16 protein-coding genes are annotated in these 14926 nt (G+C 64.3%); 6 read left to right on the forward strand and 10 right to left on the reverse strand.

What is annotated here, in order from left to right:
* Positions 1-26: 26 nt before the first annotated feature.
* The 6 genes from adk to IE097_RS18425 all read right to left on the reverse strand — a co-directional run bounded on the left by adk (position 27) and on the right by IE097_RS18425 (position 3772).
* Complete coding sequence (gene adk, locus IE097_RS18400) at positions 27-680, reverse strand: adenylate kinase (protein ID WP_189462369.1); 654 nt, start codon at positions 678-680, stop codon at positions 27-29.
* A 21-nt stretch (positions 681-701) separates the two neighbouring features.
* Positions 702-1469 carry a 3-deoxy-manno-octulosonate cytidylyltransferase gene (gene kdsB, locus IE097_RS18405; protein WP_189462370.1) on the reverse strand — a complete coding sequence of 256 codons (768 nt, stop codon included), beginning with the start codon at positions 1467-1469 and terminating at the stop codon, positions 702-704.
* Between the two features lie 15 nt (positions 1470-1484).
* Positions 1485-1670, reverse strand: a complete 186-nt coding sequence (locus tag IE097_RS18410; RefSeq protein WP_189462371.1) for a Trm112 family protein — start codon at positions 1668-1670, stop codon at positions 1485-1487.
* Entirely contained in the window at positions 1651-2655 is a 1005-nt protein-coding gene (lpxK, locus tag IE097_RS18415) for a tetraacyldisaccharide 4'-kinase (RefSeq protein WP_189462372.1), read from the reverse strand. The genes IE097_RS18410 and lpxK overlap by 20 nt, the downstream gene beginning before the upstream one ends.
* A gap of 81 nt (positions 2656-2736) precedes the next feature.
* Positions 2737-3153, reverse strand: a complete 417-nt coding sequence (locus tag IE097_RS18420) for an ExbD/TolR family protein (RefSeq protein ID WP_189462373.1) — start codon at positions 3151-3153, stop codon at positions 2737-2739.
* A 10-nt stretch (positions 3154-3163) separates the two neighbouring features.
* A complete protein-coding gene (locus tag IE097_RS18425; RefSeq protein ID WP_189462374.1) occupies positions 3164-3772 on the reverse strand; it encodes a MotA/TolQ/ExbB proton channel family protein in 609 nt (202 codons plus the stop codon).
* 439 nt (positions 3773-4211) lie between these two features.
* On the opposite strand from IE097_RS18425, the gene xseA reads away from it, so the two are divergent.
* A complete protein-coding gene (gene xseA / locus IE097_RS18430) occupies positions 4212-5564 on the forward strand; it encodes an exodeoxyribonuclease VII large subunit (RefSeq protein ID WP_189462415.1) in 1353 nt (450 codons plus the stop codon).
* Positions 5565-5617: 53 nt separating this feature from the next.
* Positions 5618-6037, forward strand: coding sequence for a VOC family protein (locus IE097_RS18435; protein WP_189462375.1), 420 nt, complete (start codon positions 5618-5620; stop codon positions 6035-6037).
* Between the two features lie 74 nt (positions 6038-6111).
* Here IE097_RS18435 and IE097_RS18440 read toward each other — a convergent pair whose 3' ends face one another.
* Positions 6112-6966 carry a 2OG-Fe(II) oxygenase gene (locus tag IE097_RS18440; RefSeq protein WP_189462376.1) on the reverse strand — a complete coding sequence of 285 codons (855 nt, stop codon included), beginning with the start codon at positions 6964-6966 and terminating at the stop codon, positions 6112-6114.
* A 260-nt stretch (positions 6967-7226) separates the two neighbouring features.
* On the opposite strand from IE097_RS18440, the gene purB reads away from it, so the two are divergent.
* The 3 genes from purB to IE097_RS18455 all read left to right on the forward strand — a co-directional run bounded on the left by purB (position 7227) and on the right by IE097_RS18455 (position 11219).
* Positions 7227-8597: an adenylosuccinate lyase gene (gene purB / locus IE097_RS18445; protein ID WP_189462377.1), complete on the forward strand. Its 1371-nt coding sequence runs from the start codon at positions 7227-7229 to the stop codon at positions 8595-8597.
* Between the two features lie 56 nt (positions 8598-8653).
* Positions 8654-10114: a YdgA family protein gene (locus IE097_RS18450; RefSeq protein WP_189462378.1), complete on the forward strand. Its 1461-nt coding sequence runs from the start codon at positions 8654-8656 to the stop codon at positions 10112-10114.
* Between the two features lie 163 nt (positions 10115-10277).
* Positions 10278-11219, forward strand: coding sequence for a DegV family protein (locus IE097_RS18455; protein ID WP_189462379.1), 942 nt, complete (start codon positions 10278-10280; stop codon positions 11217-11219).
* Positions 11220-11338: 119 nt separating this feature from the next.
* On the opposite strand, the gene mnmA is transcribed toward IE097_RS18455, so the two are convergent.
* The 3 genes from mnmA to IE097_RS18470 are packed head-to-tail and all read right to left on the reverse strand — an operon-like array spanning position 11339 to position 13565.
* A complete protein-coding gene (gene mnmA / locus IE097_RS18460) occupies positions 11339-12409 on the reverse strand; it encodes a tRNA 2-thiouridine(34) synthase MnmA (protein ID WP_189462380.1) in 1071 nt (356 codons plus the stop codon).
* Positions 12406-12891: an NUDIX hydrolase gene (locus IE097_RS18465; protein WP_189462381.1), complete on the reverse strand. Its 486-nt coding sequence runs from the start codon at positions 12889-12891 to the stop codon at positions 12406-12408. Before IE097_RS18465 ends, mnmA begins: the two co-directional genes overlap by 4 nt.
* A gap of 50 nt (positions 12892-12941) precedes the next feature.
* Positions 12942-13565 carry a pseudouridine synthase gene (locus tag IE097_RS18470; protein ID WP_189462382.1) on the reverse strand — a complete coding sequence of 208 codons (624 nt, stop codon included), beginning with the start codon at positions 13563-13565 and terminating at the stop codon, positions 12942-12944.
* A gap of 128 nt (positions 13566-13693) precedes the next feature.
* On the opposite strand from IE097_RS18470, the gene icd reads away from it, so the two are divergent.
* Entirely contained in the window at positions 13694-14917 is a 1224-nt protein-coding gene (gene icd, locus IE097_RS18475) for an NADP-dependent isocitrate dehydrogenase (protein ID WP_189462383.1), read from the forward strand.
* Positions 14918-14926 lie beyond the last annotated feature (9 nt).

Consider the following 14926-nt stretch of genomic DNA (forward strand, 5'->3'; position numbering starts at 1 on the left):
GGGCGTTGCAAGCAAAGCGCCGACGATCAGGCCAGTGCTTTGAAGATGTTGTCGCGGATCGTTTCGACGGCGCCGATGCCGTCGACCTTGACGTACTTCGGCGCCTTCACGTCGCCCGACGCGGCCAACTGGCCGTAGAAGCCGACCAGCACCGCGGTCTGCTCGTGGTACACGGCCAGACGCTTCTTCACGGTCTCTTCGTGGTCGTCGTCGCGCTGGATCAGGTCCTCGCCGGTCACGTCGTCCTTGCCTTCGACCTTGGGCGGGTTGAACTTGACGTGGTAGCTGCGGCCCGACGCCGGATGCACGCGGCGGCCGGCCATCCGTTCGACAATGGCTTCGTCCGGCACGGCGATCTCGACCACGTAGTCGATGTCGACGCCGGCTTCGCGCATGGCTTCGGCCTGCGGAATGGTGCGCGGGAAACCGTCGAACAGGAAGCCGTTGGCGCAGTCGGCCTCGGCAATGCGTTCCTTCACGAGACCGATGATGATGTCGTCACGCACCAGACCGCCCGCATCCATGATCGCCTTGGCTTCGAGGCCCAGCGGCGTGCCGGCCTTGACCGCCGCGCGCAGCATGTCGCCGGTGGAGATTTGCGGGATGCCGAACTTTTCCTTGATGTAGTTCGCCTGCGTGCCCTTGCCTGCGCCGGGCGCGCCGAGGAGGATCAGTTTCATCGTGGTCTCTGTTTTTAGTGGTTAGTAATTCTGTTGTGCCAGCAGTTGCCGCACGCGTTCGAGGTCTTCCGGCGTATCGACGCCGGCAGCCGGTGCGTGCGCTGCAACATGAACACCGATGCCGTAACCATGCCACAGCACCCGCAGCTGTTCCAGCGCTTCGATCCCTTCGAGCGGTGAAGGCGACAGATCGCGGTAAGTCCGCAGGAATCCGGCCCGATACGCGTAGATGCCGATGTGCCGCTGCGGCACCACGCCATCGGGCAACCGGCTGCGGTCGGCGGCGAACGCGTCGCGTGGCCAGGGGATCGGCGCACGGCTGAAGTACAGCGCGCGGCCCGCCGCATCGGTGACGACCTTGACAACGTTCGGGTTGAGGAAGTCGTCGACCCCGGCGATCGCATGACTCGCCGTCGCCATCGGCAACGCCGGATCGGCGGCCAGCGTGGCGGCGACGGCGTCGATCAGTTGCGGATCGATCAGCGGCTCGTCACCCTGCACGTTGACGACGATCTCGTCGTCGGTCAGCCCGAGCCGGTCGACCGCCTCGGCCAGCCGGTCGGTGCCCGACGGATGATCGGCGCGCGTCAGCACGCAGGCATAACCGGCGAGCGCCACGGCATCCTGGATGCGCATGTCGTCGGTCGCGACCACGACCAGCTTTGCGTTCGACTGCAGCGCCTGTTCGACGACGCGGACGATCATCGGCTTGCCGCCGATGTCGGCCAGCGGTTTGTCCGGCAGCCGGGTCGACTTCAGTCGCGCCGGAACGATCACCGTGAAGTTCATGTTGGGCTCCGCGACTCAGCCGCCGACTTCTTCGGTCGGATCAAGTTCGCGCGCCTCGCCTTCGAGCATCACCGGGATGCCGTCGCGGATCGGGTATGCGAGACGGTCGCCCTTGCAGATCAGCTCCTGCTTCGTCTTGTCGAAGACGAGCGGGCCCTTGCAGACCGGGCAGACGAGGATTTCAAGCAGCTTTGCGTCCATTTTGCAGCCTTGTTGCGAGCCATTGCCCCAGGTCCGGGGACAGCATGGCGTTGACCGGTAAAACCCAGATTCTAGCACCCTCAGCCCTGATCTCCGGCCGGGCGGCCAGTTTGACCGCATCCTTCTCGGTGGTCAGCAGCGTGCCGGGCGGCAACTCGTCCACGGTGTAGGCATGGTGATCGGCGAAGGCGTGACGGGCAAACGTCAGTCCGAGCCCGGCCAGCGTCGCGAAAAAGCGGGCCGGATTGCCGATGCCGCAGACCGCCGCCAGCGTTTCGCCGGCAAAGTCGTCGGCATCTCGGGTGATCGTCGGATCGTCGAGCCGGTACAGCCGCCCCGGTTTCAGGGTCATGTCGAACTGCCGCGGGTGCAGCTCGCCGGCCGCGCCGCCGTTGACAACCACCGCATCGACGCTGGCCAGACGCGATTGCGGCTCGCGCAGCGGCCCGGCCGGCAACTGCCAGCCGTTGCCGAAGCGCCGCATGCCGTCCACAACGCACAGCTCGATATCGCGACCGAGCCGGTAGTGCTGCAGGCCGTCGTCGCACAGCAGCACGTCGACCTGCGGATGTGCGGCCAGCAATGCCCTGCCCGCCGCCGCGCGATCGCGGCAGACGAACACCGGCACACCGGCGGCACGCGCCAGCAGCACCGGCTCGTCGCCGGCCTGTACCGGATCGCTGTCCGGCGCTACCGGCGTCGGAGCGTCGGCCTGGCCGCCGTAGCCGCGCGAGACGATGCCCGGGGAAAAGCCGTGCGCCACCAGCTCGCGGGCCAGATACGCCGTCAGCGGCGTCTTGCCGGTGCCGCCCGCCGTCAGGTTGCCGACGACGACGACCGGGACCGGCAGGCGTGCGATCCGCTTGATTCCGCGCCGGAACAGACGGCGCCGTAGCGCGCCGATCGCGGCAAACAGCAGCGACAGCGGCACCAGCGCCCACTTCAGCGGGTGGGTACCGTACCAGATGCGGTCGGGCAGGCTCATCCGACATCCCCGTTGGCCCTGATCGGGCGACAAAAAAGCAAAACGGGGCATCGGCCCCGTTCTGTCGTGTGCGTCGACCGCTTATTTTCCGGTCTGCGTGGCAAAGGTCAGCTTGCCATAGCCGGCCAGCCTGGCCGCCTCCATCACGTTGACGACGTTCTGGTGCGTCGCCTGCGAATCGGCGTTGATGATGATCATCGGATCCTGGTTGCCGCCGGCCGCGCGGCGCAACTCGGCGGCAAACGCTTCCTGGCTGCCGAACGCGGTGACCTGATTGTTGATGCTGTACTGGCCGGACGCCGAAATCGCGACCTGGACCGATTGCGGCATGTCGACCACCTTTTCGGCGTCGGCCGTGGGCAGGTTGATCTTCAGCTCGGCGAAACGCGAGTATGTCGTCGTCGCCATCAGGAAGATCAGGATCACCAGCATCACGTCGATCAGCGGGATGAAGTTGATCTCCGGCTCGTCGCGATGGCGCCCCTTGCGAAATTTCATCGTCGTGGCCTCAGCTGCGGTCGCCGTGGACGACTTCGACCAGCTTCACCGCCTGCTGCTCCATCTCGACGATGAAATCGTCGATCTTGCCACGGAAGTAGCGGTAGAACATCAGCGCCGGTACGGCAACCATGATGCCCGAGGCGGTGTTGTACAGCGCGACCGAGATGCCGTGCGCCAGCACCGCCGGGTTGTTGCCGCCGGTCGGCGACTGGGCGCCGAAAATCTCGATCATGCCGATCACGGTGCCCAGCAGGCCCAGCAGCGGCGTCACGGCGGCAATCGTGCCAAGCGTGTTCAGATAGCGTTCGAGCTGGTGCGCCACGGCGGCGCCGGTTTCCTCGATCGACTCTTTCATGATGTCGCGCGAGCTCTTGACGTTCTTCAGCCCGGCGGCGAGGACCCGGCCGAGCGGGCTCGATGCCGCCAGTTTGCTCAGCATCTCCGGCGAAACGCCGTTGCTGCGATACTCCTGCACCGACTTGGCCAGCAGCCCTTCGGGCAGCACCACCGATTTGCGCAGCGACAGCAGCCGCTCGATGATGATCGTCACCGCGGTGACGGAACAGATGATAATGGTCCAGATCGGCCAGCCGGCGGCCTCGATGATGGCGAGCATGTGCGAATCAACCCAGGTAAAGGCATGCGGAAAACCGCGTAACTGTATCGGGATTGGCGACAACGCGAAAGCCGCAATGCGTACCGGCGCGGCGGGCGGGCAACAACGCTCCCGGGCGGGCGAACGCTGACGTGCAATGCGTGCCCGACCACCACCATGGCGCCAACGGACATGAGCTTATGCGGGTACAGGCCGGTGCCGCCCAACCTGACAGCTCGACGCTTACGCACAGGCTGTGGATAACAATGTGCACAACGCCTTGCGCAATTGCACAAAAGTATGCCCACTACCACTGCCACCCGATTGGCGTCGCGAACGAAAATCGACAAATACCCAATATATTCAGCAGGTTGAAACAAGAACTTCAACTACACTCCGGCCAATCGGCACAAAGCCAGCCGTAGTGCGGCCTCTGTGGATTACAGGACCAAAAACGATGATGTTTTCCCAAAAGTCAAGCGTCAATGTCATTACAGTGACCGAACTCAACCGTCAGGTTCGCGACTTACTGGAGGGCTCATTTCCGATACGCTGGATCGCCGGCGAGATTTCCAATTTCAAACGCTACGACTCCGGCCACTGCTATTTCAGTCTCAAGGACGCCAGCGCACAGGTCCGCTGCGTGATGTTTCGCAATCGTGCCGCGTTGCTCGATTTCCAGCCGAAGGAAGGCCTGCAGGTCGAGGTCCGCGCGGTCGTGTCGCTGTACGAAGCGCGCGGCGACTATCAGCTGACCGTCGAGGCAATGCGCCCGGCCGGCGTCGGCAACCTGTTTGAAGCGTTCGAAGCACTGAAGAAAAAGCTCGCCGCCGAAGGGCTGTTCGACGCGGCGACCAAGCGCACCCTGCCGGCATTTCCGCGCGCCATCGGCATCGTGACCTCACCCAAGGCCGCCGCGCTGCGCGACGTGCTGTCGACGCTGAAACGGCGTCATCCCGGCCTGCCGGTCATCATCTACCCAACTGCGGTGCAGGGTGCTACCGCCGCCAACGACATTGCCGCGGCCATCCGCAACGCAGCCAAACGCAACGAGGTCGATACCCTGATCGTCTGCCGTGGCGGCGGCAGTCTCGAAGACCTGTGGTCTTTCAATGAAGAAGTCGTCGCCCGCGCCATCGCCGCCAGCCCGATGCCGGTCGTCTCCGGCGTCGGCCACGAAACCGACTTCACCATCGCCGACTTCGTCGCCGACGTCCGCGCACCGACGCCGACCGCCGCGGCCGAACTCGCAAGCCCGAATCGCGACGAATGGCTGCTGCGGCTGAGCCAGCAGTCGGCGCGGCTGCGCCGGGCGCTCGAACGCGGATTGCACAGCCGGATGCAACTGGTCGACCAGCTCGGCCGGCGGCTCCGCCATCCGGGCGAAGCACTGGCACAGCGCCGCGACCGGCTCGCCAGCCTGACGCTGCGTCTCGGCCAGGCCGGGCAGCGCCAGTTTGCCGATCGCCGTGCCGCACTCGACCGGCTGGCGCTGCGGCTCGCGCATCGGCAACCGCAAACTGCGACGCATGCGCAGCGACTGGCCGAACTGCAACGCCGGCTGGCATCGGCCACGACACGGTACAACGACACCGGTCAGCGCCGCCTCGACACGCTGGCGGCACGGCTAGCGGCCTTGAATCCGCATGCCGTACTGGCGCGTGGCTACGCACTGGTCGAAACGCCCGACGGCCGCGTCGTCCAGCACGCCCGTGAACTGCAGCGGGGGGATCTGGTCGCACTGCGTTTTGCCGACGACAGCGTCGACGCACAAATCACCGGCCGGGCGGCGCAGCAGCAAGACCTGTTTTGAACCTGATGACAATGGCACAATCGAAGCCTGACCCAACCTGCAAGGAGACGCCGATGAGCCATCTGCCGCTGCTGTCCCACGTTTCGCTCGGTACCAACGATTTCGACCGTGCAGTCGCGTTCTACGACGCGATCATGCCGGCGCTCGGCTGCAAACGCCTCGAGCAGTTCCCTGGCGCCGCAGCCTACGGCCGCGACTATCCGGAGTTCTGGGTCCAGACCCCCATCGACGGCACTGCAGCCAATGTCGGCAACGGGACACACATCGGATTCACAGCCACCGACAAGGCCGCGGTCCAGGCGTTTTACGACGCAGCGATGGCGGCCGGCGCCACTGGCGACGGCGCACCCGGTCCGCGCCCGTACTACGGCGAACCGTACTTCGGCTGTTTCGTCCGGGATCCGGACGGTCACAAGATCGAAGCCGCATTCTGGGACCTGTCGCTCGAGCCCAAGCAACCGCACCAGTGCTGAACCCGCCAGGGCGCAATGCCACGGCCCAAAGCAAAAAGCCCCGCTTGGCGGGGCTTTTTTTACGGACAGGGCTCTCAACCAAAACGGCGCTGGCGCATCCATTTGGTGGCGATCCACTTCTCGCCGGCGGTGACCGGGGCGCCACCGTGCAGCGTCAGCGGGTCGACCTCGCTGTGGCTGTTGGTGTACTCGAAATACACCGCACTGCCCTTCTTCGGCGCGACCGACAGGCCGAGCTCCGGGAAGATCGTTTCTCCGCCGGCGTCGACATCGTTCAGGTACATCACCATGGTCGACACGCGCTGGCCGCCATTGGCCAGATGCGCCTGGCTGCCCGGATCGGCGACCGGAAAATAATCGTAGTGCGGCTTGTACTCGCCGGCGGTCTTGTAGTTGAGTATCTGGATGCCCTCGCCGTTTTCGATCGGCCAGTTCATCACCGCAGCGATGCGGGCATCGAGCTTGGCGATGAAGTCGTTTTCGTTCAGCGTGAAAAAGGTGCCAAAACTGGTGCGGTCGGCAATCACCTCGTGCTTGCCGGTCTGCGGATCGACGATGGTCGAGCGCTCGAGTTTGCGTTCGGACTGGCGGATCAGCTCGTCGCACTCTTCTTCCGACAGCAGTCCGTCGAGCACGGCGATCACCGGCTGGCCGACGCGGCTGACGATGCGGACGTCGCGGTCGGCAGTGCGGATGACGTTGCCTTCATGATTGAAGCGCGGCGCTTCATAGCGGTAAGCCGCCCCGGCCCCCTGCGGCACCGGCTGTGCCGCATTGCTCGACAGCTGGAACACCACGGCATTGGCGAACATCGGCTCGAAGTTCTTCTCGACCATGACTTCGACCAGCGACATCGGGGTACACCCGCGCTGCAGGTTGTCGGAAATCCAGCCCTGCCAGTCGGGCGAAAGGTGCGTAATCCGGTCCATGCTCTCCATCCTCGGTTCTTGTACGTGTTTTCCGGCCATTCTCGACGGCCCGATTGTGCTTGTCACCTGTCCGACATATTGCAATGCAATATCCGCGACACCCTTGATCACGACGGCAATTTTCCGCATCGCAACATGGGCCGATGAACGGCCGGACGGCCGGTCCGGACGGTCATTTCCACCCCGCCAGCACGCCACGAAGCGGTCACCCGGTCTGTGATAGAATTTCCCGTTCGATTCAACCGCTTGTGTGCTCCGCCATGGAATTGTCCGCACTGACCGCCCTTTCCCCGCTCGACGGCCGTTACGAAAAGCAGCTCGCCGACCTGCGTCCGCACTTCTCCGAGTACGCGCTCGTCAAGAGCCGCGTCACCGTCGAAATCGCCTGGCTCAAGGCGCTGGCCGCCGAACCGGCGATCGGCGAAATCAAGCCGTTCTCGGCCGCGACGATCGCCGAGCTCGACTCGCTCGTCAGCCGCTTCAGCCCGGAGCACGCGCTCGAGGTGAAGACGATCGAACGCACGACCAACCATGACGTCAAGGCGGTCGAGTACTGGATGAAGGAACGCCTGTCGGGCAACGCCGAAGTGTCGGCCGCCAGCGAGTTCATCCATTTCGCCTGCACCTCGGAAGACATCAACAACCTCAGCCACGCGCTGATGCTCAAGGCCGCGCGCGAAACCGTGCTGCTGCCGCGCATCGAAGAGATCGTCACCAAGTTCAAGGAACTGGCACATGCGCTGGCCGATGCGCCGATGATGAGCCGCACCCACGGTCAGCCGGCCACGCCGACGACGATGGGCAAGGAAATGGCCAACATCGCCTACCGACTCGAACGTCAGCTGGCACGGCTGGAAAAGATCGAAATCCTCGGCAAGATCAACGGCGCGGTCGGCAACTACAACGCCCACCTGTCGGCATACCCGGGTTTCGACTGGGAAGGCTTCTGCCGCCGCTTCGTCGAAAGCCTCGGCATCACCTTCAACCCGTACACGATCCAGATCGAGCCGCACGACTACATGAGCGAGCTCTACGACACCTTCGCGCGCGTCAACACAATCCTGATCGATGCCAACCGCGACATCTGGGGCTACATCTCGCTGGGCTTCTTCAAGCAGAAGGTCAACAAGAACGAAGTCGGCAGCTCGACAATGCCGCACAAGGTCAACCCGATCGACTTCGAGAATTCCGAAGGCAACCTCGGCCTCGCCAACGCGCTGCTGACGCATCTGAGCCAGAAGCTGCCGGTGTCGCGCTGGCAGCGTGACCTGACCGACTCGACCGTGCTGCGCAACATGGGGGTCGGCCTCGGCTATGCGCTGCTCGGCTACGTTTCGGCGCTCAAGGGCCTGAACAAGCTGGAAGTGAACCGTCAGGCCATGCTCGACGACCTCGACGCCAACTGGGAAGTGCTGGCCGAGCCGATCCAGACCGTGATGCGCCGCTACGCCGTACCGAATCCGTACGAGCAGCTGAAGGCGCTGACCCGCGGCCAGCGCGGCATGACGCGCGAAACGCTGGCGGTGTTCATCGACGGTCTGGCGATTCCGGACGACGAGAAGGCCCGCCTGAAGGCCATGACCCCGGCGAGCTATCTTGGCCGCGCCGAGGAACTTGCGCGCCGCATCTGATTCACATAGACCTTTGAAGCGGCCCGGCCCTGCCGGGCCGAACCGGGAGTGGGACGTTGAAACGCAAAGTATTGATCGCCAGCATCGGCACCGTTGCCGCGCTTGCAGTGGCCTACGTCGGTGGAACCTGGTACGCCGGGCGCGCCGCGCAGGACACCATGCAGAAACAGCACGAGTGGCTGGCGAGCCTGCCGTACTTCATCGTCAAGGACCGCAGCTATCACCGTGGCTGGTTCAGTTCGACCGAAACGGCAACGCTGCAGGTCAACCCGGACTACTACCGCTTCTTCCTCGAACGCGAAGGCGAGCCGCTGCCGGTGTTCGAGCTCCGGTATACCCAGAACGTCACCCACGGCCCGCTGCCACTGCTCGGCCATTTCAACCTGCACCCGTACAAGGCGGTGGTCGAGACCGAATTCAAGTTCTCGCCCGAGACGCAGAAGTTCCTGTCGCGCTTCTTCGGCGAACAGAAGCCGATCCAGATCGAGAACCGCATCGGTTTCACCGACGACGGCGTCATGAGCATCAAGGTGCCGAGCTTCGACTATGAAGAAGCCATCTCCGGCATCAAGGCCAAGTGGCTGGGCCTCGACGCAACGCTCGACTACGGTGGCGACTTCAACAGCGTCAAGCTGACCGCACTGGCACCGGGACTGACCGGCGAAGCCAAGGACAAGGGCAGCTTCGCCTTCCAGAACCTCAGCGCCACGCTCGACCACAAGCGTGGCCGCAGCGGCATCATGATCGGTACCTCGGGCATCAAGCTCGAGCAGCTGAACCTGAATCTGCTCGAAGGCCAGCCGCTGAAGCTGCAGCTGGACCAACTGGCCTACAACGGCCAGATCAGCGAAAAGGGCGAATACATCGACGGTCTGGCGCGCTTCACGCTCGACAAGCTGCAGCTCGACGGCAAGCCCTACGGCCCGGCCGAAATGGTCGCAACCGCCAGCCACCTGCACGGCCCGACGCTGGCCAAGCTCTCGGACGGCCTGACCAAGCTGCAGAAGCAGAAGCTGACCCGCGACCAGTTCACCGAGGCCGTGGTCAAGCTGGCGAAAACCGAAGGCATGCCGCTGCTGACCAACGACCCGAAGCTGGCCATCCAGTCGTTCAACGTCAAGCTGCCGGACGGTGCGATCCGTTTCTCGGCCGAAGTCGGCCTCAAGGGTTTTGTCGCCGCCGACCTCGACAAGCCGGTCGACCTCGTCAGGAAGCTCGATGCCCGCGCCGACTTCAACGTCCCGCGCAAGGTGATCGAGACCGTGGCCAGCTGGCAGGCGCGCAACATGTTCGGCGGCAGCGACTCGGGCATCTCGAACGACGATCTCGACTACCTGGTCGGCCAGTTCGTCGAAGGCCAGATCAACCGACTGGCAGAGCAGAAACTGATCCGGGTCGACGGCGACCTGCTGTCGGCCGATGCCAAGCTCAGCGAAGGCGCGTTCACGCTCAACGGCAACAAGGTCCCGCTGCCTTGGGATCAGGCTTCCGGCGAGGCCGAGGTGCCGAAGCAGTAGTTTCGTCGCAGTCCTGCAACACCGACAAGGCCGCCTCCGGGCGGCTTTGTCGCATTCCGCCACGACGCAACCGGCACAAACGCACGCCTAGGGTCAGCCCCCTAGTTGACGCTGGCATGCGGGCTGGCAACCATCTGGGCCACCCTGACAACCGGACTTCCCCATGCGTATCGGTGTCGTTACCGACTCCTGCTGCGACCTGCCGCGCGACTTCATCGACGCCCACGGCATCGAGATCATGCCGATCGCGATCCAGGGCGACGGCACCAGCTTCATCGATCACCGCGATCCGGCGGCCACCCGGGCGTTCTACCGCGACGCGCTGCAACTGGCGGCCGACTTCACCTCGGCGCCACTGACGATCGAACAGATCCGCGCGCTCTTCCTCGACCGGCTGGTCGTCGATTTCGACTACGTGTTCTGCATCACGGTGATGAATGCCCGCAGCCGGATTTTCGACAATGCCAGCCAGGCCGCCCGTGGCGTGCTCACCGACTACCGGCCGATCCGCGAAGCAGCGGGGCATGCCAAGCCGTTTTCGCTGCGCGTGTTCGACAGCCAGAACCTGTTTCCCGGGCAGGGGCTGATCGTCGCCGAAGTCGCCCGCCTTGCCGCCGAAGGGGCAACGACCAGCAGGATCATCGCCCACATCGAACGGCTGACGCAGACGACGCAGGCCTTCCTCATCCCGGCCGACCTGACCCAGTTGCGCCATCAGGCACGGCGCAAGGGCGACAAGAGCGTCGGCCTTGCCGCCTACCTGCTCGGCAGCGCGCTGGACATCAAGCCGGTGATCCGCGGCTATCAGGGCGACACCCATCCGGTCGCCAAGGTCCGCGGCTTCGATACCGGTGTCGACAAACTGTTTGCAACCGCCATCGCCCACATCGAAGCCGGGCTCGATGCCCCGCTCGTCTGCGTCAGCTACGGCGGCGACACCCGCGTGGTGAACACCATGAACGCCTACCAGATCATGTGCAAGGTCGCGGCCCGCCACGGCGTGAAGGTGCATCTGGCCGAAATGAGCACCACCGCCGGTGTCAACATCGGCGCGGGTGGTCTGGCGATCGCCTTCGCGTCGCCACGCGAAGCGACGATCGACTAGCCGTCGCTGCGTGGTTCGGTACTCGACCGCACGCCAGGCGCTGCTCCTCGTTCCGGCCAGTCACCCGAGCGCAAAAAAAACGGACGCAGACGCGTCCGTTTTTCATCGCCGGAATCCGCTTACTGGATGATTCCGCCACCGAGGCAGACATCGCCCTGATACAGCACCATCGACTGCCCCGGCGTCATCGCCCACTGCGGTTCGTCGAACACCAGTTCGACCCCGCCATCGACGTGCCGCAAGGTGCATGCGGCATCCTGCTGCCGGTAGCGCGTTTTGGCGGTATAGCGCCCTTCCGCCGGCAGATCGCCGGAGATCCACGAGCAGTCCAGCGCCAGCAGCGTCGATTTCAGCAACAGCGGATGATCATGCCCCTGAACGACGATCAGTTCGTTGCGCGGGATGTCCTTGCCACCGACGAACCACGGCTCGCCGCTGCCCGCCTTGTCGCCGCCGATGCCGAGTCCCGAGCGCTGGCCCAGCGTGTAGTACATCAGCCCCATGTGCTCGCCCATCACCTTGCCGTCGGGCGTCACCATTTTCCCCGGCACCTTGGGCAGGTAGCGGTTGAGGAAGTCGCGGAACGGCCGCTCGCCGATGAAGCAGATGCCGGTGCTGTCCTTCTTCTTCGCGTTCGGCAGGCCGATTTCCTCGGCGATGCGTCGCACTTCGCTCTTCTGCAGACCACCGAGCGGAAACACCGCCTGGCTGACCTGCGCCTGGCTCAGCCGGTACAGGAAGTAGGTCTGGTCCTTGCTCTGGTCGGCGGCGCGGATCAGCTCGGTCCTGCCGTCGGCGCGGACACGGTTGCCGCAGTAATGGCCGGTGGCCATCTTGGCGCCGCCCAGCTCGATCGCGTAATCGAGGAAGCACTTGAACTTGATTTCGCTGTTGCAGAGGATGTCCGGATTCGGCGTACGTCCGGCCGAGTACTCGGCGAGAAAGTACGAGAACACCCGGTCCTTGTATTCCTTGGCGAAGTTCACCAGTTCGATATCGATGCCCAGCAGGTCCGCGACCGCGATCGCGTCCATGCTGTCTTCCTTGATCGAGCAGTACTCGTCGCTGTTGTCGTCTTCCCAGTTCTGCATGAAGACGCCGTGCACGTCGAAGCCCTGCTGCTTCAGCAGGTGCGCGGTCACGCTCGAATCGACTCCTCCCGAGAGGCCGACGACGATCTTGTCGCTCATACGGCCTCCGCCAGCGGTTCGGCACGGTCCCCGGTTCGATCGAAATCGCGCAGCAGTGTGAGCGGGTAGCGTTTGCCGGCCAGATAGTCGTCGATGCAGGCGAGCAGCAACGGACTGCGGTGTTCGCCGGCACGGGCGGCAATTTCGTCACGGCTCAGCCAGACGGCGGCCTCGATGTCGTCGTCGAGCGCACGACCCGCGTCAACGCCAGTGACGGAACCTGCGAACGCAAAGCGCAGATAGGTCAGCTCCGGGCGTTCCGGCGGGCTCCACAGATAGATGCCGACCAGTGCCGCCGGTACGAAATGATGTGCGGTTTCTTCCAGCGTCTCCCGCACGGCGGCAGCGACGATGGACTCGCCGTGCTCGACATGACCGGCAGGCTGGTTCAGTTTGCGCTGACCGAGAATGCGTTCCTCGACCAGCAGAAAGCGGCCGTCGCGCTCGATCACCGCGGCGACGGTGGCATTGGGCTTCCACATACGCAAGAATTCCAAGCAAAACAGGATTTTACCCGAAGCGCACCGTGCTTTCAGCGGGCTTTGTTCGGCCCGCGCCGGCCACGCTGCTTGGGCCGCCCCGGTGTGGCCGCGACGACGGGCGGGTTCGGCGCGGCAACGCGCAGCTCGCGCCACTGCCCCGGCGCCAGCTCCGCCAGCGTGTACTCGCCGATCGCCGCACGAATCAGCCGCAGGGTCGGAAAGCCGGCCTTGGCCGTCATCCGCCGCACCTGGCGGTTCTTGCCCTCGGCGATGATCACCTCGAGCCAGGTTGTCGGGATGTTCGCGCGGAACCGCACCGGCGGCGTGCGGGGCCACAGCCCGGCCGGCTCGTCGATCAGGCGCACCTGGGCCGGCTTGCTGACGAAATCGCCGAGATCGACGCCACGGCGCAGCGGTTCGAGATCTGCGTCGGACGGTGCACCGTCGACCTGCACCCAGTAGGTCTTGGGCAGCTTGTACTTCGGATCGGCAATGCGCGCCTGCAGCGGCCCGGAATCGGTCAGCAGCAGCAGGCCCTCCGAATCGGTATCGAGCCGGCCGGCAGGGTAGACATCAGGTACACGCACGTAGTCGGCCAGCGACCGATGCGGTGGGCTGGGCGAGAACTGGCAGATCACGCCGTACGGTTTATTGAGCAGGATCAAACGGGCCATACCGCGATTTTACCGCTTGAATTGCATGGGCGGCGTACGGTTGGCTTTGCATGGCGTGAATCTTCACGCCATAATCGTAGTTTGTCTGCTGCTGTTACAGCATTGTCATAACCATCAGGAAGCCCGCGATGAGCCACATCCAAGTCCCCGCCGAAGGCGCCAAGATCGTTCCGAACCTGGCAACGCCCGATAATCCGATCATTCCGTTCATCGAAGGCGATGGCATCGGTGTCGATATCACCCCGGTGATGAAGGACGTGGTCGACGCAGCCGTGGCCAAGAGCTACGGCGGCGCCCGCAAGATCCACTGGATGGAAATCTACTGTGGCGAGAAGGCGGCCAAGGTTTACGGCAACGACAACTACCTGCCGGAAGAAACCCTCGCCGCGCTGAAGGAATACGTCGTATCGATCAAGGGCCCGCTGGCCACGCCGGTCGGTGGCGGCATCCGCTCGCTGAACGTTGCGCTGCGCCAGCAGCTCGACCTGTACGTCTGCCTGCGCCCGGTGCGTTACTTCCAGGGCGTCCCGTCGCCGCTGAAGCGCCCGGACCTGACCGACATGGTCATCTTCCGCGAGAACACCGAAGACATCTACGCCGGTATCGAGTGGGAAGCCCAGACCGACGGCGCCAAGCAGGTCATCGACTTCCTGCAGGGCCAGATGGGCGTGAAGAAGATCCGCTTCCCGGAAAGCAGCAGCATCGGCATCAAGCCGGTCAGCAAGGAAGGTACCGAGCGCCTCGTCCGCAAGGCGATCCAGTACGCGATCGACAACAACCGCAAGAGCGTGACCCTTGTCCACAAGGGCAACATCATGAAGTTCACCGAAGGCATGTTCCGCCAGTGGGGTTACGACCTCGCCAAGCGCGAATTCGGTGGCGTCGAAGTGGACGGCGGCCCGTGGCTGCAACTGCCGAACGGCATCGTCATCAAGGACGTGATCGCCGATGCCTTCCTGCAGCAGATCCTGCTGCGCCCGGCCGAATACGACGTGATCGCCACGCTGAACCTGAACGGCGACTACGTGTCGGACGCGCTGGCAGCCCAGGTCGGCGGCATCGGCATCGCCCCGGGTGCCAACCTGTCGGACAACGTGGCCTGCTTCGAAGCCACCCACGGCACCGCACCGAAGTACGCCGGCCAGGACAAGGTCAACCCGGGTTCGCTGCTGCTGTCGGCTGAAATGATGCTGCGCCACATCGGCTGGAAGGAAGCGGCCGACCTGATCATCAGCGCGACCGAGAAGACCATCAAGGACAAGGTCGTGACCTACGACTTCGCCCGCCTGATGGACGATGCGGAAGAAGTGTCGTGCTCGGCCTTCGGCAAGGCCATCATCGCCCGGATGTAATCTATCCGC

The organism is Jeongeupia chitinilytica, from assembly GCF_014652315.1.
Lineage (GTDB): Bacteria > Pseudomonadota > Gammaproteobacteria > Burkholderiales > Chitinibacteraceae > Jeongeupia > Jeongeupia chitinilytica.

What these genes read in the sequence shown, in the direction of transcription:
- adk (WP_189462369.1), bottom strand. Translation starts at nt 680, where the DNA reads ATGAAACTGATCCTCCTCGGCGCGCCCGGCGCAGGCAAGGGCACGCAG.
- kdsB (WP_189462370.1), bottom strand. Translation starts at nt 1,469, where the DNA reads ATGAACTTCACGGTGATCGTTCCGGCGCGACTGAAGTCGACCCGGCTG.
- IE097_RS18410 (WP_189462371.1), bottom strand. Translation starts at nt 1,670, where the DNA reads ATGGACGCAAAGCTGCTTGAAATCCTCGTCTGCCCGGTCTGCAAGGGC.
- lpxK (WP_189462372.1), bottom strand. Translation starts at nt 2,655, where the DNA reads ATGAGCCTGCCCGACCGCATCTGGTACGGTACCCACCCGCTGAAGTGG.
- IE097_RS18420 (WP_189462373.1), bottom strand. Translation starts at nt 3,153, where the DNA reads ATGAAATTTCGCAAGGGGCGCCATCGCGACGAGCCGGAGATCAACTTC.
- IE097_RS18425 (WP_189462374.1), bottom strand. Translation starts at nt 3,772, where the DNA reads ATGCTCGCCATCATCGAGGCCGCCGGCTGGCCGATCTGGACCATTATC.
- xseA (WP_189462415.1), top strand. Translation starts at nt 4,212, where the DNA reads ATGTTTTCCCAAAAGTCAAGCGTCAATGTCATTACAGTGACCGAACTC.
- IE097_RS18435 (WP_189462375.1), top strand. Translation starts at nt 5,618, where the DNA reads ATGAGCCATCTGCCGCTGCTGTCCCACGTTTCGCTCGGTACCAACGAT.
- IE097_RS18440 (WP_189462376.1), bottom strand. Translation starts at nt 6,966, where the DNA reads ATGGACCGGATTACGCACCTTTCGCCCGACTGGCAGGGCTGGATTTCC.
- purB (WP_189462377.1), top strand. Translation starts at nt 7,227, where the DNA reads ATGGAATTGTCCGCACTGACCGCCCTTTCCCCGCTCGACGGCCGTTAC.
- IE097_RS18455 (WP_189462379.1), top strand. Translation starts at nt 10,278, where the DNA reads ATGCGTATCGGTGTCGTTACCGACTCCTGCTGCGACCTGCCGCGCGAC.
- mnmA (WP_189462380.1), bottom strand. Translation starts at nt 12,409, where the DNA reads ATGAGCGACAAGATCGTCGTCGGCCTCTCGGGAGGAGTCGATTCGAGC.
- IE097_RS18465 (WP_189462381.1), bottom strand. Translation starts at nt 12,891, where the DNA reads ATGTGGAAGCCCAATGCCACCGTCGCCGCGGTGATCGAGCGCGACGGC.
- IE097_RS18470 (WP_189462382.1), bottom strand. Translation starts at nt 13,565, where the DNA reads ATGGCCCGTTTGATCCTGCTCAATAAACCGTACGGCGTGATCTGCCAG.
- icd (WP_189462383.1), top strand. Translation starts at nt 13,694, where the DNA reads ATGAGCCACATCCAAGTCCCCGCCGAAGGCGCCAAGATCGTTCCGAAC.